This window comes from Streptococcus sp. GMD3S (genome assembly GCF_000298695.2).
GTDB lineage: Bacteria > Bacillota > Bacilli > Lactobacillales > Streptococcaceae > Streptococcus.
The window spans coordinates 62,075-83,004 of record NZ_AJRC02000007.1 but is presented as its reverse complement, the minus strand read 5'-3'; the positions used below and the strand labels follow the sequence as shown (position 1 = coordinate 83,004).

The 20,930-nt window shown below is 41.1% G+C and carries 20 protein-coding genes; 13 read left to right on the top strand and 7 right to left on the bottom strand.

The window, feature by feature from the left end; translation table 11 throughout:
- Positions 1–45 precede the first annotated feature (45 nt).
- From GMD3S_RS0204975 to GMD3S_RS0204935, 9 genes are all read left to right on the top strand, one after another.
- Positions 46–915, top strand: coding sequence for an ROK family protein (locus GMD3S_RS0204975; protein ID WP_000150731.1), 870 nt, complete (start codon positions 46–48; stop codon positions 913–915).
- Positions 909–2,789, top strand: a complete 1,881-nt coding sequence (locus GMD3S_RS0204970; protein WP_000234381.1) for a beta-N-acetylhexosaminidase — start codon at positions 909–911, stop codon at positions 2,787–2,789. Before GMD3S_RS0204975 ends, GMD3S_RS0204970 begins: the two co-directional genes overlap by 7 nt.
- Positions 2,790–2,987: 198 nt before the next feature.
- The gene (locus GMD3S_RS0204965; protein ID WP_000714584.1) at positions 2,988–3,917 is read left to right on the top strand and encodes an ABC transporter permease; all 930 of its coding nucleotides are present in this window, start codon (positions 2,988–2,990) and stop codon (positions 3,915–3,917) included.
- Between the two features lie 13 nt (positions 3,918–3,930).
- Positions 3,931–4,854, top strand: a complete 924-nt coding sequence (locus tag GMD3S_RS0204960) for a carbohydrate ABC transporter permease (RefSeq protein ID WP_000818344.1) — start codon at positions 3,931–3,933, stop codon at positions 4,852–4,854.
- 108 nt (positions 4,855–4,962) lie between these two features.
- Complete coding sequence (locus GMD3S_RS0204955) at positions 4,963–6,447, top strand: ABC transporter substrate-binding protein (protein WP_000800396.1); 1,485 nt, start codon at positions 4,963–4,965, stop codon at positions 6,445–6,447.
- Between the two features lie 160 nt (positions 6,448–6,607).
- On the top strand, positions 6,608–7,297 hold the full coding sequence (locus GMD3S_RS0204950; protein WP_000760776.1) for a CPBP family intramembrane glutamic endopeptidase: 690 nt from the start codon (positions 6,608–6,610) through the stop codon (positions 7,295–7,297).
- Between the two features lie 68 nt (positions 7,298–7,365).
- A complete protein-coding gene (locus tag GMD3S_RS0204945) occupies positions 7,366–7,662 on the top strand; it encodes a bacteriocin immunity protein (protein ID WP_000188106.1) in 297 nt (98 codons plus the stop codon).
- Positions 7,663–7,793: 131 nt separating this feature from the next.
- Positions 7,794–8,780 carry an oxygen-dependent tRNA uridine(34) hydroxylase TrhO gene (gene trhO, locus GMD3S_RS0204940; protein ID WP_001030023.1) on the top strand — a complete coding sequence of 329 codons (987 nt, stop codon included), beginning with the start codon at positions 7,794–7,796 and terminating at the stop codon, positions 8,778–8,780.
- A 120-nt stretch (positions 8,781–8,900) separates the two neighbouring features.
- Positions 8,901–9,761 carry a DUF4299 family protein gene (locus GMD3S_RS0204935; RefSeq protein ID WP_001140326.1) on the top strand — a complete coding sequence of 287 codons (861 nt, stop codon included), beginning with the start codon at positions 8,901–8,903 and terminating at the stop codon, positions 9,759–9,761.
- A gap of 63 nt (positions 9,762–9,824) precedes the next feature.
- Here the strand turns inward: GMD3S_RS0204935 and GMD3S_RS0204930 are convergent, their stop codons facing one another.
- The 6 genes from GMD3S_RS0204930 to GMD3S_RS0204905 all read right to left on the bottom strand — a co-directional run bounded on the left by GMD3S_RS0204930 (position 9,825) and on the right by GMD3S_RS0204905 (position 16,370).
- Complete coding sequence (locus tag GMD3S_RS0204930) at positions 9,825–10,787, bottom strand: DUF6574 domain-containing protein (RefSeq protein WP_000191318.1); 963 nt, start codon at positions 10,785–10,787, stop codon at positions 9,825–9,827.
- A gap of 62 nt (positions 10,788–10,849) precedes the next feature.
- Entirely contained in the window at positions 10,850–11,779 is a 930-nt protein-coding gene (locus tag GMD3S_RS0204925) for a DUF4097 family beta strand repeat-containing protein (protein WP_001229034.1), read from the bottom strand.
- Positions 11,772–12,365, bottom strand: coding sequence for a DUF1700 domain-containing protein (locus GMD3S_RS0204920; protein ID WP_000198644.1), 594 nt, complete (start codon positions 12,363–12,365; stop codon positions 11,772–11,774). Before GMD3S_RS0204920 ends, GMD3S_RS0204925 begins: the two co-directional genes overlap by 8 nt.
- The gene (locus GMD3S_RS0204915) at positions 12,352–12,678 is read right to left on the bottom strand and encodes a PadR family transcriptional regulator (RefSeq protein WP_000273860.1); all 327 of its coding nucleotides are present in this window, start codon (positions 12,676–12,678) and stop codon (positions 12,352–12,354) included. The genes GMD3S_RS0204920 and GMD3S_RS0204915 overlap by 14 nt, the downstream gene beginning before the upstream one ends.
- Positions 12,679–12,866: 188 nt before the next feature.
- Positions 12,867–14,906: a retron Ec67 family RNA-directed DNA polymerase/endonuclease gene (locus tag GMD3S_RS0204910; RefSeq protein ID WP_000160018.1), complete on the bottom strand. Its 2,040-nt coding sequence runs from the start codon at positions 14,904–14,906 to the stop codon at positions 12,867–12,869.
- A 297-nt stretch (positions 14,907–15,203) separates the two neighbouring features.
- Positions 15,204–16,370, bottom strand: a complete 1,167-nt coding sequence (locus GMD3S_RS0204905) for a CynX/NimT family MFS transporter (RefSeq protein ID WP_000744862.1) — start codon at positions 16,368–16,370, stop codon at positions 15,204–15,206.
- 221 nt (positions 16,371–16,591) lie between these two features.
- Between GMD3S_RS0204905 and GMD3S_RS0204900 the strand changes: the two genes are divergently transcribed.
- The 4 genes from GMD3S_RS0204900 to GMD3S_RS0204885 all read left to right on the top strand — a co-directional run bounded on the left by GMD3S_RS0204900 (position 16,592) and on the right by GMD3S_RS0204885 (position 20,210).
- Entirely contained in the window at positions 16,592–17,422 is an 831-nt protein-coding gene (locus tag GMD3S_RS0204900; RefSeq protein ID WP_001114309.1) for a glycosyltransferase, read from the top strand.
- 76 nt (positions 17,423–17,498) lie between these two features.
- Positions 17,499–19,349, top strand: a complete 1,851-nt coding sequence (locus GMD3S_RS0204895) for a nucleoside-diphosphate sugar epimerase/dehydratase (protein WP_001035725.1) — start codon at positions 17,499–17,501, stop codon at positions 19,347–19,349.
- A 248-nt stretch (positions 19,350–19,597) separates the two neighbouring features.
- Positions 19,598–20,020 carry a DUF805 domain-containing protein gene (locus tag GMD3S_RS0204890; RefSeq protein ID WP_000947294.1) on the top strand — a complete coding sequence of 141 codons (423 nt, stop codon included), beginning with the start codon at positions 19,598–19,600 and terminating at the stop codon, positions 20,018–20,020.
- Complete coding sequence (locus tag GMD3S_RS0204885; protein ID WP_000759535.1) at positions 19,995–20,210, top strand: DUF805 domain-containing protein; 216 nt, start codon at positions 19,995–19,997, stop codon at positions 20,208–20,210. Before GMD3S_RS0204890 ends, GMD3S_RS0204885 begins: the two co-directional genes overlap by 26 nt.
- A gap of 87 nt (positions 20,211–20,297) precedes the next feature.
- Here the strand turns inward: GMD3S_RS0204885 and GMD3S_RS0204880 are convergent, their stop codons facing one another.
- On the bottom strand, positions 20,298–20,927 hold the full coding sequence (locus GMD3S_RS0204880) for an HAD-IA family hydrolase (RefSeq protein WP_001139320.1): 630 nt from the start codon (positions 20,925–20,927) through the stop codon (positions 20,298–20,300).
- Between the last annotated feature and the right edge of the window lie 3 nt (positions 20,928–20,930).

The following is a 20,930-nucleotide window of genomic DNA, read 5'->3' as shown; positions in this document are numbered from 1 at the left end:
GAGTAAGGACTAACTACTGATTCGCCCCTTTTTATGGGAAGAACAATGACCATTGCAACCATTGATATCGGAGGGACTGGGATTAAGTTTGCCAGTCTGACTCCTGATGGAAAGATACTAGATAAGACAAGTACTCCGACGCCAGAAAGTTTGGAGGATTTACTAGATTGGCTAGACCAACGCTTGGCAGAACAAGATTATAAGGGCATTGCCATGAGCGTTCCAGGCGCGGTCAATCAAGAAACAGGTGTGATTGAGGGAATCAGTGCCGTACCTTACATTCATGGCTTTTCTTGGTATGAGACGCTTGCTCATCATCAGCTACCTGTCCATCTAGAAAATGATGCCAACTGTGTTGGACTTAGTGAACTGCTGGCTCACCCAGAGATTGAAAATGCAGCCTGTGTCGTGATTGGGACAGGAATTGGCGGAGCTATGATAATCAATGGCAAACTTCACCGTGGTCGCCACGGCTTAGGTGGTGAGTTTGGCTATATGACAACCATTGAACCAGCTGAAAAACTCAACAACTGGTCGCTACTAGCCTCTACAGGAAACATGGTTCGCTACGTGATTGAAAAATCTGGTCAGACTGACTGGGATGGTCGCAAGATTTACCAAGAAGCTGCAGCAGGCAATGCCCTTTGCCAAGAAGCCATTGAACGTATGAACCGTAATCTGGCGCAAGGACTGCTCAATATCCAGTACCTCATCGACCCAGATGTCATTAGTCTGGGAGGATCTATTAGCCAGAATCCAGATTTTATCCAAGGCGTCAAAAAAGCTGTCGATGCATTTGTCAAAACCTACGAAGAATACACGGTCGCACCAGTTATCCAAGCTTGCACCTATCATGCAGATGCCAATCTCTATGGTGCCCTTGTCAACTGGCTACAGGAGGAAAATCAATGGTAATTTTTACAGGACTTAGTCCCAAACAAGAGCAAGCATTAGAGTTGCTTAAAAAGCATATTTCGCTAGCAGATGTAGAGGTAGTAGTCGCTCAGTCTGACCAAGCCTCTATCTCTATCAAGGGTGAAGGTGGACATTATCAACTAACTTATCGCAAACCTCACCAACTTTACCGCGCCTTGTCCTTATTGGCAACAGCTCTAGTAGAAGGTGATAAAGTAGCGATTGAGGAGCAGGCAGCTTATGAAGATTTGGCCTACATGGCAGACTGTTCTCGAAATGCGGTGCTGAATGTGGCTTCTGCCAAGCAGATGATTGAGGTCTTGGCTCTCATGGGTTACTCAACCTTTGAACTTTACATGGAAGACACCTATCAGATTGAGGGGCAACCTTACTTTGGTTACTTCCGTGGCGCCTATTCAGCAGAGGAGTTGCAGGAAATCGAAGCCTATGTCCAGCAGTTTGATATGACCTTTGTGCCTTGCATCCAGACCTTGGCCCACTTGTCAGCCTTCGTCAAATGGGGTGTCAAAGAAGTGCAGGAACTTCGTGATGTGGAGGACATTCTCCTTATCGGCGAAGAAAAGGTGTATGACCTGGTTGATGGGATGTTTGCCACTCTATCTAAACTGCAGACACGCAAGGTCAATATCGGGATGGACGAAGCCCATTTGGTTGGTTTGGGGCGCTACCTCATTTTGAACGGTGTTGTGGACCGTAGTCTCCTCATGTGCCAACACTTGGAGCGCGTGCTGGATATTGCAGACAAGTATGGTTTCCACTGCCAGATGTGGAGTGATATGTTCTTTAAACTCATGTCAGCGGATGGCCAGTACGATCGTGACGTGGAGATTCCAGAGGAAACTCGTGTCTACCTAGATCGTCTCAAAGACCGTGTAACCTTGGTTTACTGGGACTATTATCAGGATAGCGAGGAAAAATACAACCGCAATTTCCGCAACCATCACAAGATTAGCCAAGATATTGCCTTTGCAGGTGGTGCTTGGAAGTGGATCGGTTTCACACCCAACAACCATTTCAGCCGTCTTATTGCTCTTGAAGCCAACAAAGCCTGTCGTGCTAACGACATCAAAGAAGTCATTGTAACGGGTTGGGGGGACAATGGTGGGGAAACTGCCCAGTTTTCTATTCTACCAAGTCTGCAAATCTGGGCAGAACTCAGCTACCGCAATGACCTAGATCGTTTGTCTGCTCACTTCAAGACCAATACAGGTCTGTCAGTTGAGGACTTTATGCAGATTGACCTTGCCAATCTCTTGCCAGACTTGCCAGGCAATCTCAGTGGTATCAATCCCAACCGCTATGTCTTTTATCAGGATGTTCTCTGTCCGATTCTTGACAGACACATGACACCTGAACAGGACAAACCGCACTTCGCTCAGGCCGCTGAAACGCTTGCTGTTATCAAAGAAAAAGCTGGGAACTATGCCTACCTATTTGAAACTCAGGCCCAGTTGAACCAGATTTTAAGTAGCAAAGTGGATGTGGGACGACGCATCCGTGAAGCTTATAAATCCGGTGACAAAGTCAGCTTACAGCAAATCGCCATGCAAGAATTACCAAAACTTAGAAGCGAGATTGAAAACTTCCATGCCCTCTTTAGCCACCAATGGTTGAAAGAAAACAAGGTCTTTGGTTTGGATACGGTTGATATCCGTATGGGCGGACTCTTGCAACGCATCAAGCGAGCAGAAAGCCGCATCGAGGCTTATCTGGCAGGTCAGATTGTCCGCATCGAAGAATTAGAAGTCGTGATCCTACCATTTACTGACTTCTACGCAGACAAGGACTTCGCAGCAACTACAGCCAACCAGTGGCACACTATTGCGACCGCATCGACGATTTATACGACTTAGGCATTTTTTCCGAGTCAGAGTGTTTCTCGTGAAACCTATTTCTTATAAAAAACTTCTCCACAAAAAATAATTTGTGGAGTTTTTTCTATAATTAGTAGTTTAACCTAGCCTTCAAATAGGAGTATACTAATAATGTAATCGTTATCAAACCTAAAAATTCGATGAAATCAGTTTTTAGGAATAAAAAGGGAGGAAATTATGAAAAAGTTTTCAAAGACCTTGAGAGATAACTGGATCTTTCTCTTGATGGTTTTACCAGGGGCACTCTGGTTGATTCTATTCTTTTACATTCCAGTATTTGGGAATGTGGTCGCCTTTAAAGACTACCATATGACCAGTAATGGTTTCATAGATAGTATTGTGAATAGTAAATGGGTCGGGTTAGATAATTTCAGATTCTTGTTTAGTTCAAAAGATGCCTTTATCATCACTCGTAATACCGTTCTTTACAATCTCGGCTTTATCTTTATCGGTTTGATTGTATCAGTAGGGATTGCCATCATCCTCAGCGAGCTCCGCTCTAAGAGAATGGTTAAGATTTTCCAAACGTCTATGTTGTTCCCTTACTTCTTGTCATGGGTTATCATCAGTTTCTTTACAGATGCCTTCCTAAACATTGACAAAGGGGTTTTCAACCATTTCCTAACATCCATTGGCATGAAGGAAGTCAACTTCTACGCTGACTTAGGCATTTGGCCATACCTTCTCCTTTTCCTAGGTATTTGGAAAGGCTTTGGATATAGCAGTGTCATGTACTATGCGACGATCATGGGAATTGACCCAACCTACTACGAAGCAGCAACAGTGGACGGGGCGAGCAAGTGGCAACGTATTCGCAACGTAACCATTCCTCAGTTGACTCCGCTTGTAACAGTCTTGACCATCCTTGCAGTCGGAAATATCTTCCGTGCAGACTTCGGTCTCTTCTATCAAATCCCACACAATGCTGGTCAGCTCTACAATGTAACCAACGTTTTGGACGTGTATGTCTTTAATGGTTTGACTCAGACAGCAGATATCGGTATGGCTTCAGCAGCCGGTCTTTACCAATCCGTTGTCGGTTTGATTCTGGTTATCCTATCAAACTTGCTTGCAAGACGAGTCGATCCAAACTCAGCTTTGTTCTAGAAAGGAGGAGAATATGGCAGAAAAGAAAATTAAAAAAGAAAAAATCGATAATGTCGGCATTCACTCCTTCAGTAAGAAAGCAGATATCTTCTTTAGTATCATCTCTGGTTTGATTGCTCTTTCTTGTATCTTGCCCTTTATCTTCGTTATTATCATTTCGGTGACAGACGAAAAGAGCATCCTCCAGTATGGATATAGCTTTTTCCCTTCGAAATTTGGTGTAGATGGATTCCAGTTCCTAGCTCAGTTTAAAGATAAGATCCTCCAAGCGCTCTTTATCTCAGTTTTTGTAACCGTAGTCGGAACAGTGACCAACGTCTTCATTACAACCACTTATGCCTACGCCATCTCACGTACAACCTTTAAGTACCGCAGATTCTTTACAATCTTCGCTCTTCTTAGTATGTTGTTCAATGCTGGTTTGGTACCAGGCTATATCGTGGTCACTCGCCTGCTTCAACTTGGTGATACCGTTTGGGCCTTGATTGTTCCAATGCTCCTCTCACCATTCAACATCATCTTGATGCGTTCCTTCTTCAAGAAGACCATTCCAGAAGCCATTCTCGAATCCGCTCGTATCGATGGTGCCAGTGAAGCTCGGATCTTCTTCCAGATCTGTTTGCCCTTGTCACTTCCAGGTATCGCAACCATCACGCTTTTGACAGCTCTTGGTTTCTGGAACGACTGGTTCAACGCCCTTCTTTACATCAAGAGTGACAACTTGTATCCATTGCAATATTTGCTCATGCAAATCCAACAAAATATGGACTACATCGCAAAAGCAGTCGGCCTATCTGGTCAACTGGGAGTCGCTCTACCGAAAGAAACAGGTCGTATGGCCATGGTTGTTGTTGCAACCCTTCCAATCGCGATTCTGTATCCATTCTTCCAACGCTACTTTGTTAAAGGGTTGACGATCGGTGGTGTGAAAGAATAGCATTTGCTGAGAAACACCGTTTCTCCCTTCCCAACTTCATCATAGTGATTGAAGTTAAAAATCATTAAATCGTTTATAAGTTTAAAAATAAAAAAAGGAGTTTTTATCATGAAAAACTGGAAAAAATATGCTTTTGCATCTGCTAGCGTAGTCGCTTTGGCTGCTGGTCTTGCTGCTTGTGGAAACCTTACAGGTAACAACAAAAAAGCTGCCGATACTACTTCAGGTGAAAAACCTGTAATCAAAATGTACCAAATCGGTGACAAACCAGACAACTTGGATGAATTGCTAGAAAATGCAAACAAAATCATCGAAGAAAAAGTCGGTGCTAAATTGGATATCCAATACCTCGGATGGGGTGACTATGATAAGAAAATGTCAGTTATCACATCATCTGGTGAAAACTATGATATCGCATTTGCATCTAACTATGTCGTAAATGCTCAAAAAGGTGCTTATGCTGACTTGACAGAATTGTATAAAAAAGAAGGAGCAGAGCTTTACAAAGCACTTGACCCAGCTTACATCAAAGGGAACACTGTAAACGGTAAGATTTATGCTGTTCCAGTTGCAGCTAACGTTGCATCATCTCAAAACTTTGCCTTCAACGGTGCTCTTCTTGAAAAATATGGTATTGACATTTCAGGTGTCACTTCATACGAAACACTTGAACCAGTCTTGAAACAAATCAAAGAAAAAGCTCCAGATGTAGTACCATTTGCGGTTACGAAGAACTTTATCCCATCCGATAACTTTGACTACCCAGTACCAAACGGACTTCCATTTGTTATCGACCTTGAAGGAGACACTACTAAGATCGTAAACCGTTACGAAGTGCCTCGTTTCAAAGAACATTTGAAGACTCTTCACAAATTCTATGAAGCTGGATACATTCCAAAAGACGTAGCAACCAGCGACACTTCATTTGACCTTCAACAAGATACTTGGTTCGTTCGTGAAGAAACAGTAGGACCAGCTGACTACGGTAACAGCTTGCTTTCACGCGTTGCTAACAAAGACATCCAAATCAAACCAATCACTAACTTTATCAAGAAAAACCAAACAACACAAGTTGCTAACTTTGTCATTTCAAACAACTCTAAGAACAAAGAAAAATCAATGGAAGTGTTGAACCTCTTGAACACAAACCCAGAACTCTTGAACGGTCTTGTTTACGGTCCAGAAGGTAAGAACTGGGAAAAAGTTGAAGGTAAAGAAAACCGTGTCCGCGTCCTTGATGGATATAAAGGAAACACTCACATGTCAGGTTGGAACACTGGTAACAACTGGATCCTTTACATCAACGAAAACGTTACAGACCAACAAATTGCAGATTCTAAGAAACAATTGGCAGAAGCTAAAGAATCTCCAGCACTTGGATTCATCTTTAACACTGACAATGTGAAATCTGAAATCTCAGCAATTTCTAACACAATGCAACAATTCGATACAGCTATCAACACTGGTACTGTAGACCCAGATAAAGCTATTCCAGAATTGATGGAAAAATTGAAATCTGAAGGTGCTTACGAAAAAGTATTGAACGAAATGCAAAAACAATACGACGAATTCTTGAAAAACAAAAAATCATAAGATCGATTGATTTCGTGTATTCATTCCTAATTCCTAAAAATGTGATCGCTGCCTTCCCTAGTTCTCTAGGGGAGGTAGTGATTTTTAGGATGTAAACATGAAAAGAGTGGTTCTGAGGGTTTATGCGATGTGATACACATACATCTATAGGGGATTTATTATGAAAAAATATCGCCTTCTTTTCAAAATGAGTGCTGTCTTCTCTTACCTATTTTTCGTATTTGGTCTTTCTCAGCTGACGCTTATTGTCCAAAACTATTGGCAATTTTCTTCCCAGATAGGCAATTTCTTCTGGATTCAAAATATCTTGAGTTTGCTATTTATCGGAGTCATGATTTGGATTCTGGTTAAGACAGGCCATGGTTATCTCTTTCGCATTCCAAGAGAAAAATGGCTTTGGTATTCGATTTTGACAGTATTAGTGGTAGTGCTCCAGATCTCTTTTAACGTTCAGACAGCTAAACATGTTCAGTCAACTGCGGAAGGTTGGGCTGTATTGATTGGTTATAGTGGGACTAACTTTGCAGAGCTAGGTATTTATATAGCCCTGTTTTTTCTGACTCCACTGATGGAAGAGTTAATCTATAGAGGATTACTGCAACACGCCTTTTTTAAAGATTCGAGATTTGGTCTTGATTTGCTTCTTCCTTCTATTTTATTTGCTCTCCCTCATTTTTCAAGCCTGCCTAGTCTGTTAGATATTTTCGTTTTTACAACATCTGGAATCATCTTTGCTGGTTTGACCCGTTATACCAAGAGCATTTATCCTTCCTATGCGGTGCATGTAATCAATAATATTGTAGCGACCTTGCCATTTTTGCTGACTTTTTTACATAGGGTGTTTGGGTAAAATACTGGCTGGAGAGTTAGGAATTATAGTTTTTCAATTTATAAGCGAATTTCAGGAGGGAAATGAGTATGACACCATTAAAATGGTTTGCTGGAGGAAGTGAAAGACGTTGTGAAGCGATGACCATCATTGATCATCTATTGGAAGATATAAAGGTTGCGCCTCAACTTGCTCCCCTGAAAAATCAGTTAGTGATTTATCAAAAACGATTAAAGGACGATGGAACCTCTACTCCATTTATTCTGAGCCAAATGAACGTTGACATCTCACGTGTGTTGATTGATAACAAGCTGGGTTTGTCAGAAAGTCAAGCTAAGCAAATCAAAAAATTGAGAGAATTATCTGCGATTCGCTATGGTTACTGATGAAGTGCAGTGGTAGGTCTCTCTATATAATTTTCGGTCAAATAAATTGCATTCGTTTTCTCAAGTGGGTATACTAGAATAGTTGAATGAAAAATTCTGAAAATTTAAGAATAGAAAAGAGAACAAATCTTATGGCAAAAGATATTCGTGTCTTACTTTACTACCTCTATACTCCAATTGAAAATGCAGAGCAATTTGCGGCAGATCACTTGGCTTTCTGTAAATCAATCGGTCTCAAAGGCCGTATCCTCGTCGCTGACGAGGGGATTAACGGGACTGTTTCAGGTGACTACGAAACAACTCAAAAATACATGGACTACGTTCACAGCCTCCCAGGTATGGAAGACCTCTGGTTCAAGATTGACGAAGAAAGTGAACAAGCCTTCAAGAAGATGTTTGTTCGCTACAAGAAAGAAATTGTCCACCTTGGTTTGGAAGACAATGACTTTGACAACGACATCAACCCACTTGAAACAACAGGTGCTTACTTGTCTCCAAAAGAGTTCAAAGAAGCCCTTCTTGACGAAGATACAGTGGTTCTTGACACACGTAACGATTATGAGTACGACCTAGGACATTTCCGTGGGGCTATCCGTCCAGACATCCGCAACTTCCGTGAGTTGCCACAATGGGTCCGTGACAACAAGGAAAAATTCATGGACAAGCGTGTTGTGGTTTACTGTACAGGTGGAGTTCGCTGTGAGAAATTCTCAGGCTGGATGGTCCGTGAAGGCTATAAAGATGTCGGCCAATTGCACGGAGGAATCGCAACTTACGGTAAAGACCCAGAAGTCCAAGGTGAACTTTGGGATGGGAAAATGTACGTCTTTGACGAGCGTATCGCCGTTGATGTTAACCATGTCAACCCAACCATCGTAGGGAAAGACTGGTTTGATGGAACACCATGTGAACGTTATGTCAACTGTGGAAATCCCTTCTGTAACCGTCGTATCCTAACATCAGAAGAAAATGAAGACAAGTACCTTCGTGGATGCTCACACGAGTGCCGTGTTCACCCACGCAACCGCTACGTCTCAGAAAATGAATTGACACAAGCAGAAGTGATCGAGCGTCTAGCAGCTATCGGTGAAAGCTTGGATCAAGTCGCTACTGTATAAAGCAAACAGCCCTTAGGGGCTGTTTTTCTATGCTTTTTATCTAAAAATCTAAAATTTGTTTCTGTATCTTTCAGGAAAATAGGTTATACTATATGTAAACGATTTCAAAGGAGGCCAGTTATGGCGAAAACATTTTTTATCCCAAATAAAGAAAGCATTCTAGGACAACAGGAGGTCTTGACTGCCAAGTCTATCTTGGCCTTGGTGGAGGGCTTGGAGTCACACAGTTATGATGCGGTCTATCTCCGTCAGCCCCTCAATCGTCTCGAGTATATCGAGTGTGGGATTGTAGGTCAGTCGCAATTTCTCTTCAAGGTGAACTATGCGGATAGCCGAAAAGGCTATCAAGTGGTGATTCCAGACTTCCTTACCAGAGCGGACTGGGAGATTGTAGAAGCTCTCCTCCAAGCCCTATCAAACAAGTTGGGGCAAGTGGTAGAAGGGCTAGAAGGCTTTGATTTTGAAGCTTATTTCCGAGAAACGGTCAAGCATTATCTATCTGACAAAGCGGCTCGTCTAGTATATTGCCAAGGGCTCTTGGCCCCTATCTATCTCAATAAGGAATACCTCGAGAGCTTTTTGGCTGAGGATGGATTGGCACATTTTGAAGAGTTGGTCAAGAAGGTTCAAGGCTCTGATGCCTACCTTGCCAGTGTGAAATTTTACCCAGATGCTCAAGGCAAGGTGCACGGTATCTATCACCTAGCCCAAGGAGTCAAGACGATTTTGCCAAAGGAACCCTTTGTACCAGCTCCTTATACCGATCAGCTGGCAGGCAAAGAGCTTGTTTGGGAGATTGACCTAGTGACGATTTCTGGTGATGGGTCCAAAGCAGAAGACTATGAATCCATCGCTCGCTTGGACTATGCAAGATTCCTAGAGTCGCTACCAGAAGCATTTTATCAGCAACTAGATGCCAATCAATTAGAAGTACAAGCCATTTTGGGAAAAAATTTTGAGGAATTGGCAGCCGTCAAGTAGACACGGTTCAAAAAAAGAGTAAACATAAAAATCCCTGTCATTAACAAATGGCAGGGATTTTGGTTAAAAGAATGTCAGGATGCGAAGGTAGTCAACTGTCAGCGCGAGCTCTGCAATGAAGAAGGGTAAGAGAATAGCGCCATCAAGTAAGACAGCTAGCAAGAAACGATAAAATGGGTCAAGGCTACTAGCCTTACTTGGCTTGCTAATCACAAAGAGATTGCCAAGGGCAAAGATGGTCATGCTTAGAAGAGTGAGGATGCCAGCGAATCGCAAGCCGCCAAAAAGTGCAAAGAAACTTGCTAGAGCCGTTAAGACAAGCGGGATAGCAAAGAGTCGGCTGTAACGATCGCAAGCTTCTTGGAATGTGAAGTCGCTCTCCTGGTCCAGTACACGTCGGACAGTAAAGCCTCCCAAAATGATGGAAAAGTAAAATAGAGCGCTAGCGACCAAGATAGAAAGTCCAGCAAAGAGATCTAAAGGTGGGAGCTGGTTAGGTAAACTATTGGCAATAGAGGCCATATAGCCGTAGTAGAGGTGCTTGATATGATAGATACTAAAGAAAAGGTTGATTGACGACAGCAAGGTGAGTAGGGCAAAGACACTATAACGATGCTTTTGGTCCGTATTCTTGCTGGTAGTTGGTTCTTGGATAGCGTCCAGCAGCCAAGTCCAAAATAGTGCGATTTCTGCTTTTAATCTGGCTGTTTTACGAGGGTCAATATCTGGGATATAGGGGCTTTCTAAAGCCTTGCTGAGGATACTTTTCTCTTTTACAGGTTTTTCTTGCTTGTGTCCCTCTTCAGCTTTCCCTTCTCCCTCTTCCTCTGTTTGGGCTTCTTCTATCGTTTCGGGAGCTTCCTCCTCATGCCTTTCCGACTCTTTAGGTGAGATAGGAGTTTCTTGGCTTGCTTGTGGTTCGGTCTCTACAGTATCCGAAGTCTCTGGTTGGTCGGGCTGGATTTCCGATTTCGTCTGAGCTGATTTCTTCTCAAGATCGGCGCTTTCAAACCATTCTTGTGTCATGGTGGAACCTCCTTTTTTATGATCGTTTTCTATTTTTAGATTAGCAGATGAAAGCGTTTTTGTCAATGGTTTCTAGATGGAGAAGAGTACTCTTCTTTTGGTAGGTAGATATCTTGGTTGGCTTTTGCAATGAGTAGGTCCTTGATATCTGCTTTTTCCGTTTTATAAGGGTTGGCAAGTACATTCTCTTTTTGTCCACGATGTTCTTCTTTGGGTTGACGATAGATACCACCATGCTGAGAAGAAATTTCTAGATTGATACGGTCGGTCTCTTTCTGGGAGAGAATGAGTTGTAGAGTTGAATAAGCCTCTAGCTCGACCTTGCCGTGAACTTGGATATTTTCAGCATAGATGTGTGCTCCCTCCGTCTTGACCTGACTATCTGTCAATTCGGCATCAAAGATATTGATGATATGAGATGCCGTTAATGTGCTGTTCTTGATAGAACTTTCTGTTAGTCTTAAGAGATAGCCTTTTGTTTTGATGGTTGCATTTTCAAGGTTGGCTTGACGAATATTAGTTTGTCCACGATTGGCTGAGACGGTGATAGCTTGCAGCTTTCTTCCTTTGGGTAGGGAGAGAACGACTTCGTCAAAACGATTAGAATAGTTGCTGGCGATACGAAGTAGGCTTTCGATTCCTGAACCGAGAAAACGATGTTGGGAGGCTTGTTTGTCAGTGACGCTCAGTGTTTTGTCACTCATACCAGTAGTCAAATCGTGACGACCAGACACGGACGGATGATAGGTGATGTGGATCTTGTCATCTACAGACTCTGTGATGGTTAGGCTATGTTCCTCAAGGGCTAAATCAAGCTTTTCCACTTCATTTCCAAAGGTCACTTCTTCGATACGATTGTCATAGACGGGATCTTTTGACATGGCAAGTAAACTTTGAATACCATTGGACTGGGCGCCTACAATGATCATGATAAAACCGAGGATTGTAGAAACCACACCAAAAATGAGAAATCCTTTCGTCAATTTACGCATGTCTGTCACCTCTCTTTCCTTTTTTAAGAATCCATTGCACCAAGCGGACGATTAGGAGGCCAAAGAAACGAGCTACATAGGAGATACCTAGTAGAACAAGAGAAGAAGCACCGATAGAAAGCAAACCAGCCCCAAAAATCAAGATAAAGGCAGATTTGGCTTCGACTAGGACGCTAAAGCTCTCTACGATAAAGAGTCCGCCCAGTAGGATGCCCGTCACCGAAACGGTAAAAAAGGCTAAAATGACGGAGACAGCCGCGATAAAAATACCGATGATGGCCATGAGGATGCCGATTCCGACCGGAATTCCGATAGGAGCTACTAGCAGGGCCAGGAGGGCAATATGTAGCAGTTGGCGGTCATTCTTTTGAGCAGGTGCCTCATTGACCTTTTTATCGAGAAGATCAGAGAGGATATCATGGGCAGCTTCTTTTGGAGTTCCCAGACTGGCAATGAGTTCCTCTTCGCCCTCTGGGCCAGCATCGTCAAATAGTTCCTTAAAGTAGTCCATAGCTTCGATGCGGTCAGCTTCAGGCAGTTTATGGAGATAGGTTTCTAACTGAGTCAGATAGTCAGTTCTTGTCATGGCGGATACTCCCTTCTATGATGCCGTTGACGGTGTCGGTATAGAGCGTCCACTCTTCCTTTAGAGTAACGAGCTGCTCTACGCCCCGATTGGTCAAGGAGTAGTATTTGCGCATACGCCCCTGAAACTCTCTAGAGTAGGTGGTCAGAAAGCCACTGGCTTCCAATTTTTTGAGAATGGGATAGAGCGTAGATTCTTTGATATTGGCGATGAGCTTAATGGTTTGACTAATCTCATAACCATAAGAATCCCCCTGCTCCAGTACAGCCAAGATGAGAAACTCGATCAAGGCAGAGGATGTTGGGAAGTACATGGGAAACCTCCTTTATATTATATAAAAATTTTATATATACTCTTTTCAAATATATTGTATCTCAATATGAAAGCCCTGTCAAGAAATATGTGTAAAAATTTTACATATAAAAAAACTCCTAGTAAAAACTAGAAGTTTAGAGGATTATACATCAGTTATTCGGCAGAATTCTATATTTTAAAGATAAGCTAGAATAATGATTTATAATCTAGTATATTATCTCTTATACCGTCTAACAAAGGGATAAACTCAGTAAAATCGAATTTTTCATAATTTTTTAGAACATGCTTTGAAAGAATTTCTTTTCCATAATGATTATCACCACCACTCTTGGAGAATGTTTTCCCTTTTAAAATGGGTGGCAATTTACGTGACAATAATAGATCTTCAATATCAGAAAAATTACCGTCATTCTTACTAGATACTAAAGGTGTCGCCATAATATATAAGCTCCCATTTTTATTAATACGACAAGGTTTTTCTCTTCTAATTTTTTCTAAATTATCTGAAATTTTTGATTCTAAACTCTTGGAAGTCTTCGAGTCTTTATTCTGAGGATTCATTAGGTCTTTTGCATGATTCGCAAACAAAAATAAGGGAGATTTATCCTTACCATTTCTATTATTCGGTTCATTATCAAATAAAAATATTGTTGGATAATTTGGAATATTATCGGTTAATTGTTGGAAATAAGTAATATAGTTTGCGTATAAAATTCTTTCTTCTGGATCTAGAGCAAAAAATTTTTTCTTACCTTCATCATTATAGTAAGATTTATCAGAAAAATAATTATACCAATATTTAAAACCTTCTCCCCCTTCTGGAACATTAAAAAGATACTCTATTGTATTAGTATGATTTAAAAATTCAATTTTAAATACAAAGTTATTGCCAACTTTTTCAATAAGTTCTGGATATTTACGATAAAGCTTTTTTAAAGCTGCTTTAATATATCGGGGATCTGTCTTTCCTTCTGTGACAATTATAGGTTTATCATTTCCGAAAAAATATTTATAAAATAGAAATTTTTTGTACTCTTTTTCTCTAGAATTAAATAGAGACATGTACGTTTTCTTTTGTTCCTTACCTATACTGTAGAACTCTGTTGGTAAATTATATGTATTATGTTTTTTATTATCGAATAATTCTTTTCGTAAATCTTTATTATAAAAGATATATTTCCAATAATATTTCGATTCAGATTTTTTTGATGAGTTTCTGCCTAATAAATATTTCTGTGCATCCAGATTATTTTGAATCAGGGACTTTTTATAAAGTAAGTAGTTGTTGTATTGATCTATTTGAAAAATAAAAGCAAAGCGTCCCGTTAGTTGATTGATCGTTCCTGGTTTCTTATCTATTTCAAAAGCTCCATCTTTGTATAATTGAAAGGCCATTGCGCGAGTATTTTTTATGTACTCTCTTTTTACATTTATCTTTTTGTTGACAACCAGTCCAGTCACTTCTTGGCGCTGCATGTTATTGCTCAATCGTGTTTTTTTAGGATTAATTTCAAAACCAGATGAGATGATTACCTCCTCTAATTCAGTTAAAAAGTTATCTAACTCTTTGCTTGCTCTCAGTTTATTAGAGTTTAGTTCACGATTTGTCGAAAAAGTCATATCATCGGCGTATCTAGAATATGTAAAACGATATTTTTTAGCAATTTTGACAATCCGATAATCTAAAATTCTAGTAATTAAATTTGTGATGATGGGAGAAGAAGGGGCTCCTTGTGGTAACTTACCTTGGTAACATGCAATTTGAGCAATTACTGTAGCAATTTCTGGTGAAACAGTAAAATCCTTGTCTTTTATAAAGAAGCCTCTTACTCTTCCAAAATTAAAAGAATCAAAAAAGTTTTTCAAGTCAATGTTCAGAATGTATTTCTTGTTTCGATGCATCTGAGAGTTGGTAATAATGCTTTTCCCCTTTTCAAATGCGTGAGACAGAACAGGTGTTTTAAAGTTCTTATCCTTTGATTTAGATTCTATGCTTTCAAGGTAACATTCCCACAAAACATTAGACAATTTTTTCTGAAGGAACTTCAACTCTTTTTTGGGGGCATGTATAACTCTTTCTCCACCATTCTTTTTAAGGATAGTGAAAGAGTTATATAAATTATCAGTTTTTACATTGTACAATAAATAATTGATGTATTTAGCACTTTTCAAGCCAAGTAGTTTAGCAAAGTCATCTTTTGTTTGTAGTTGATTGAATTTAGTCATAATTTTTTCCTCATAAAAAAAAGCGTATGATAACTCTTACGCGAACAAGATTTCCAGAAGAAATCCAAGAAAATCCCTAGCTAATAAAACTAGGTAAAGCCAAACATTCCTATAACATCGCTGTTAATACTTGCGAACACACAAGTCAAAAATCTAATCATACGCAAACATATTCTATCACAAAACAAGATATTAATCTAGTTTTAAGGTGTATTAAACTAGATTATTGTATGGACCAAAAAAAGCCAGACTCTGTCTGGCTTTGCATTGTTTATGGTTATGATAGATTTTAGAAAATTAGAGAATCTTATCAGTCCGATCCACCATAAAGAGTGAGATGGTCATGATGATATCGATGGCTAGAAGGGCAAGGACAGCTGGGATCCAAGATTGGAAAAGTTCAAAACTATAACCAAACAAGGCAGGACCAAAAGCAGCTAAGATGTAGCCTCCTGTTTGCGCTAGTCCTGATAGCTGAGCTGTCTTTTCAGGAGAACTGGTTTTAAGCGAGAAGCAAACCATGAGGTAGGGGAAGAGGGCACTGCAGGCCGTTCCAATCAAGAGATGGACGACTAACCAGTAGAGGAAATTATTGGTTGGATACAAGAGCATGGCAATTCCTGTCATACCAGCGATAGAGATAATTGCCAGCATGATTCGACGGTGACCATCTGATAGACGAGTCGTCAGACTTGGAACAGTCATTGAAAAAGGAATGCTGATGAGTGAGAAAATAGAAGCAAGGAGAGCCGCATCACTATTAGAAATACCAGCACTAACAGCCATAGTTGGCAACCAGGTCATACTTGTATAAAAGAGCAAGGACTGAAGCCCGCCAAAGATAATGATAGCCCAGACATCTTTACTTTTTAGAATATTCTCTTTGACTTGCTTTTCTTTTTGGTTTTCTAGGTGGTGGTTGTGGCGATGATTTGGCAACCAGACTAGCAGAGTGACCAGACAGAGAAAGCTGAGAACGAGGATGAGGCCCTTCCAAGAACTAGCTTGGGTGATAGGGACGGATAGATAAGAAGCGATGGCTGTCGAAATTCCCATGGCAGTGACATAGAGCGTTGTTAGGAAACTAATCTTTTGAGGCTGATTTGCCTGGATCATACTTGGGAGGAGTACATTGAAGATCGCAATGCTTGCTCCCACAATTATGGTCCCTAGATAGAGAAGGGGAAGATTGAAAATCCGAATGACAGAGCCAACAGTTAAGAGGAGGAGACAGTATGTAAAGAGATGTTCCAACCCGATTTTTTGTGCCAAGCGGCTTGCAAAAGCAGAGAAAAGAGCAAACATCAAGAGAGGGAGACTGGTTAAAATCCCAAGAGAGCTAACCTCCACTCCTAGTCCCTGAGCAATATCTCCTAAAATAGTTGGAAGAGCAGTGAAGGGAGATCGTAAAACAGTCCCGATTAAGACAATTCCTAGAACAAAAAAGAGTGATTGTTTCTTCATAAAAACCTCGATAGGATGATTTTAATAACAGCTTATTTTAAGGTTTTTTCCTTATAATGTCAAGTAATGACAGCCAAGACAGATCAATCAATGGAAGTGAAAATAAAGTGAAAAGAGACAGATTTCTTTACTAGAATTTTCCTTGATTTGATATAAAAATAGGAAACTAGGAGAATTTGTGATAAAATAGTGGAAGGAAATCTATACATTGGAGAAAAACTGTGCCTGAAAAGCAAAAAATCAGCGTCTTGATGTCGGTCTATGTAAAGGAAAATCCGACGTTTTTAAGAGATGCTATCAAAAGTGTTCAAAACCAGACCTTGAAACCGAGCGAACTTGTTCTTGTTGAGGACGGGCCGCTCACACCCGAACTCTATCAGGTGCTAGAAGAAGTGGAAGCTCAGTCAGACATTCCAGTGAAACGGTGCCCCTTAGAGGAAAATCAAGGTTTAGGTTTGGCTCTTCGATACGGTGTTTTACAGTGTCAGTACGATATCATTGCTCGTATGGATACAGATGATATAGCGGTATCTGACCGCTTTGAAAAGCAAGTCCAACTAATGGAACAGGAAAATCTGGATCTCTTAGGTGGACATATTGCAGAATTTATTGACAATCCTGACGAGATTGTTTCTTACCGTCGTGTCCCAACTCGGCATGCAGACATTATGGCTTACCAAAGAATGAGAAGTGCCTTTAACCATATGACAGTCATGTTCAAAAAGGACATGGTCCTCAAGGCGGGCAACTATGAAGATGGCCTTTACATGGAGGATGACCTCCTTTGGCTCAATATGATTGCTGCAGGTGCCAAGACTGGAAACCTAGATCAAATCTTGTGTAAGGTTCGTGTCGGTGCAGGGATGTTTGAGCGTCGAGGTGGCTTGCGTTACCTTAAACTCTATCGTCAAGCTCGCCAACGGATGCTTGAGCGGGGGCAAATTTCTTACAGGGAATATGCTAAAAGTGTGGCCATTCAGGCAATTGTTGCACTTTGTCCAGGCTTTGTACGTCAGTTTATCTTCGTCAAACTTTTAAGAAAGAGAAAGTAAGCCCCGATAGACTGAATGATTCAGATTATCATAACAACAGTATCATCTGACTCTTTTAAGGGGGGAGTAAATTCCTATGAATAAAAAACTAACAGATTATGTGATTGATCTGGTTGAAATTTTAAATAAACAGCAAAAACAAGTGTTTTGGGGGATATTCGATATTCTGAGTATGGTGGTTTCCATCATCGTATCTTATATCTTGTTTTATGGCCTTATAAATCCTGCGCCTGTGGATTACGTCATCTACACTCTTTTAGCCTTCCTCCTCTATCAAATCATGATTGCATTTTGGGGGCTAAATGCTAGTATCAGTCGTTATAGCAAGATTACGGATTTCATGAAAATCTTTTTCGGAGTGATGCTCAGCAGTGTTCTTTCTTATGGAATCTGCTATGCCTTCCTTCCATTGTTTTCTATCCGTTTCATCGTACTCTTCATTTTGTTGAGTACCTTCCTCATCTTGCTTCCTCGTATCACTTGGCAGTTGATTTATTCTAAACGTAAAAAAGGTAGTGGAGATGGAGAACACCGTCGGACCTTCTTGATTGGTGCTGGTGATGGTGGTGCCCTCTTTATGAACAGCTACCAACACCCAACTAGCGACCTTGAGCTAGTGGGGATTTTGGATAACGATGAAAAGAAAAAGGGACAAAAACTAGGTGGAATCCCAGTTTTGGGCTCTTATGATAATCTGCCTGAATTAGCTAAACGTCACCAAATCGAGCGTGTTATCGTAGCGATCCCTTCGCTTGACCCATCAGAGTACGAACGCATCTTGCAGATGTGTAATAAGCTAGGCGTCAAATGTTACAAGATGCCTAAGGTTGAGACAGTCGTTCAAGGACTCCATCAATCAGGCAGTGGCTTCCAGAAAATTGATATCACAGACCTTTTGGGCCGTCAGGAAATTCGTCTCGACGAATCGCGTCTGGGTACTGAGATTACAGGCAAGACCATCCTGGTGACAGGAGCAGGTGGTTCGATTGGTTCAGAGATTTGTCGTCAGGTTAGTCGCTTCAATCCCGAGCGTATCGTCTTGCTTGGACATGGTGAAAACTCAATCTATCTCGTTTATCATGAATTGATCCGTACATTCCAAGGAATTGATTATGTTCCTGTTATTGCAGATATTCAGGACTATGACCGTCTCTTTCAGGTGTTTGAGCAGTACAAACCAGCCATTGTCTACCATGCTGCAGCCCACAAACACGTTCCGATGATGGAGCGCAATCCAAAAGAAGCCTTCAAGAACAATATCCTCGGTACCTACAATGTTGCCAAGGCTGTTGATGAGGCCAAAGTACCTAAGATGGTCATGATTTCAACTGACAAGGCGGTCAATCCACCGAATGTTATGGGTGCAACTAAGCGCGTGGCAGAGTTGATTGTCACTGGCTTTAACCAACGTAGTAAATCAACCTACTGTGCAGTCCGTTTTGGGAATGTTCTCGGTAGTCGTGGTAGCGTGATTCCTGTCTTTGAACGTCAGATTGCTGAAGGCGGTCCTGTAACGGTGACAGACTTCCGTATGACACGTTACTTCATGACCATTCCAGAGGCTAGCCGTCTAGTAATCCATGCTGGCGCTTATGCCAAGGACGGAGAAGTCTTTATCCTCGATATGGGCAAACCAGTCAAGATTTATGACTTGGCTAAGAAAATGGTCCTTCTAAGTGGGCACACGGAAAGTGAAATTCCAATCGTTGAGGTCGGTATTCGACCAGGTGAAAAACTCTATGAAGAACTCTTGGTTTCGACCGAATTGGTTGATAACCAAGTCATGGACAAGATTTTCGTTGGTAAGGTAAATGTCATGCCGCTAGAAGCGATTGATCAAAAGATTGAAGAGTTCCGTTCACTCAGCGGAGATGAGCTCAAAGAAGCGATTATTTCCTTTGCGAATGAGACAACTCATGCTGAGTAAGAGTGTCCAACTACCTTCATAATGAAACAACTATCGCCAGTTTTCTGAGAGAATCAGAAAGCTGGTTTTTATAAATAGAGAGTAGAGAACATCGGATCTTTCAAAGGTTTAATAAGCGCAACTATTCAAGGGAAGATGTTATGTGATCTATCAGGAGAGTGATTTCAGACAATCTAAAAACTACCTCTATTTTAAGCTGGTAACATAACTTTGCGAAATAAGTATTAAAGTCAAAAGGAGATTTTTGTATGCTGAGTGCTATTAGGAGTTTTTTCAAAGGCTATGCAAATTTTTCTGGTCGTTCCACACGTCCAGAATTTTGGTGGGTTTGGCTACTAAATATGGTGATTTTCTTGCCCGCCTACTACTCACTTTTTACTGGAGTAGAATCTGATAAAGCCATCAGGAATATTGCGGTCTTCAGTATGTGTATTATTTTGTTTATAATAGAGTTTGTTCCTCTACTAGCACTGATAGTACGTCGCTTACGAGATGTGGGTATCCATTGGGCCTATATTTTTATTGTATTTGTTCCTTTGGGTGCAATAACACTGCTCGTTATGCTCGCTATGCCAAGTCAACGATTTGGAGAAAAAGTGATAGAGAATAGTGAAACAAATAAAGAGAACACTGAAGACTCTCAGTTTGAAGAAATGGTACGAAAATATTAAGATATTTCTACTCTATTTTAAAGCGGCTGAGTCGCTTCGCTGCTTACGAGACGCTGGTTTCCACTGGGCCTTTATCTTCATTGCTTTGGTTCCTCTCGTTGGACCGATTGCTCTTATTGTCATGCTTGCTTGGCCAAGTAAGAAGGATGAAGATACAGATACTGAAGAACAGGATCAAATTACTGCTTAAGCATGGAGTTGATTCCTTCTGATAGTAACAACATATAAAAAATACTCCTCAACCTAGTTCACTAGTGTTAGGAGTATTTTTGTATGGTTAGAGCTGGCTAATGATATCATCAATGGTATGGGCAATCCAGTCAGGCTGATAGCTGAGTAAATCAGCCTCTTCTCCAAATCCCCAAGTAACAGCAAACTTTTTAATGCCAGTTTCTTGGGCTCCAATCATATCAAACTTGGTATCCCCAATGATGAGGACTTGGTCTGCATGGAGTTGATGCGTTTGCAAGGCGTAACGGATGACATCTGCCTTATGTGGCGTTTCAGGACTAGAGCCGTAAATGCCATCAAAGAAATGATGGATTCCCAGATTTTTAGTCATATCATGAGCAGTAGGAGTATTCTTTGTTGTAGTGATGTATAGAGGGTAGTTTTGCGAAAGCTCTTGAAGCAATTCTGTTATTCGGGGGAAGAGTTGGGCTTCGTGGATTCCTTTTTCCTTGTAGTAAGAGCGGTATATCTGCACAGCTTCTGAGATTTGTTCCTTGGGAAGACACGTTGCAAAGCTACTTTCAAGTGGCGGGCCCATGAAACCACGAATGGTTTTGGCATCAGGGCTTGGAACTCCTAGCTCTTTAAAGGTATGGGTAAAGGCATTGTGGATCCCGAGGGAACTGTCAACCAGGGTTCCGTCTAGATCAAAAAAGATTGCTGAGATAGAGGGCATAGT

What these genes read in the sequence shown, in the direction of transcription:
- GMD3S_RS0204975 (WP_000150731.1), top strand. Translation starts at nt 46, where the DNA reads ATGACCATTGCAACCATTGATATCGGAGGGACTGGGATTAAGTTTGCC.
- GMD3S_RS0204970 (WP_000234381.1), top strand. Translation starts at nt 909, where the DNA reads ATGGTAATTTTTACAGGACTTAGTCCCAAACAAGAGCAAGCATTAGAG.
- GMD3S_RS0204965 (WP_000714584.1), top strand. Translation starts at nt 2,988, where the DNA reads ATGAAAAAGTTTTCAAAGACCTTGAGAGATAACTGGATCTTTCTCTTG.
- GMD3S_RS0204960 (WP_000818344.1), top strand. Translation starts at nt 3,931, where the DNA reads ATGGCAGAAAAGAAAATTAAAAAAGAAAAAATCGATAATGTCGGCATT.
- GMD3S_RS0204955 (WP_000800396.1), top strand. Translation starts at nt 4,963, where the DNA reads ATGAAAAACTGGAAAAAATATGCTTTTGCATCTGCTAGCGTAGTCGCT.
- GMD3S_RS0204950 (WP_000760776.1), top strand. Translation starts at nt 6,608, where the DNA reads ATGAAAAAATATCGCCTTCTTTTCAAAATGAGTGCTGTCTTCTCTTAC.
- GMD3S_RS0204945 (WP_000188106.1), top strand. Translation starts at nt 7,366, where the DNA reads ATGACACCATTAAAATGGTTTGCTGGAGGAAGTGAAAGACGTTGTGAA.
- trhO (WP_001030023.1), top strand. Translation starts at nt 7,794, where the DNA reads ATGGCAAAAGATATTCGTGTCTTACTTTACTACCTCTATACTCCAATT.
- GMD3S_RS0204935 (WP_001140326.1), top strand. Translation starts at nt 8,901, where the DNA reads ATGGCGAAAACATTTTTTATCCCAAATAAAGAAAGCATTCTAGGACAA.
- GMD3S_RS0204930 (WP_000191318.1), bottom strand. Translation starts at nt 10,787, where the DNA reads ATGACACAAGAATGGTTTGAAAGCGCCGATCTTGAGAAGAAATCAGCT.
- GMD3S_RS0204925 (WP_001229034.1), bottom strand. Translation starts at nt 11,779, where the DNA reads ATGCGTAAATTGACGAAAGGATTTCTCATTTTTGGTGTGGTTTCTACA.
- GMD3S_RS0204920 (WP_000198644.1), bottom strand. Translation starts at nt 12,365, where the DNA reads ATGACAAGAACTGACTATCTGACTCAGTTAGAAACCTATCTCCATAAA.
- GMD3S_RS0204915 (WP_000273860.1), bottom strand. Translation starts at nt 12,678, where the DNA reads ATGTACTTCCCAACATCCTCTGCCTTGATCGAGTTTCTCATCTTGGCT.
- GMD3S_RS0204910 (WP_000160018.1), bottom strand. Translation starts at nt 14,906, where the DNA reads ATGACTAAATTCAATCAACTACAAACAAAAGATGACTTTGCTAAACTA.
- GMD3S_RS0204905 (WP_000744862.1), bottom strand. Translation starts at nt 16,370, where the DNA reads ATGAAGAAACAATCACTCTTTTTTGTTCTAGGAATTGTCTTAATCGGG.
- GMD3S_RS0204895 (WP_001035725.1), top strand. Translation starts at nt 17,499, where the DNA reads ATGAATAAAAAACTAACAGATTATGTGATTGATCTGGTTGAAATTTTA.
- GMD3S_RS0204890 (WP_000947294.1), top strand. Translation starts at nt 19,598, where the DNA reads ATGCTGAGTGCTATTAGGAGTTTTTTCAAAGGCTATGCAAATTTTTCT.
- GMD3S_RS0204880 (WP_001139320.1), bottom strand. Translation starts at nt 20,927, where the DNA reads ATGCCCTCTATCTCAGCAATCTTTTTTGATCTAGACGGAACCCTGGTT.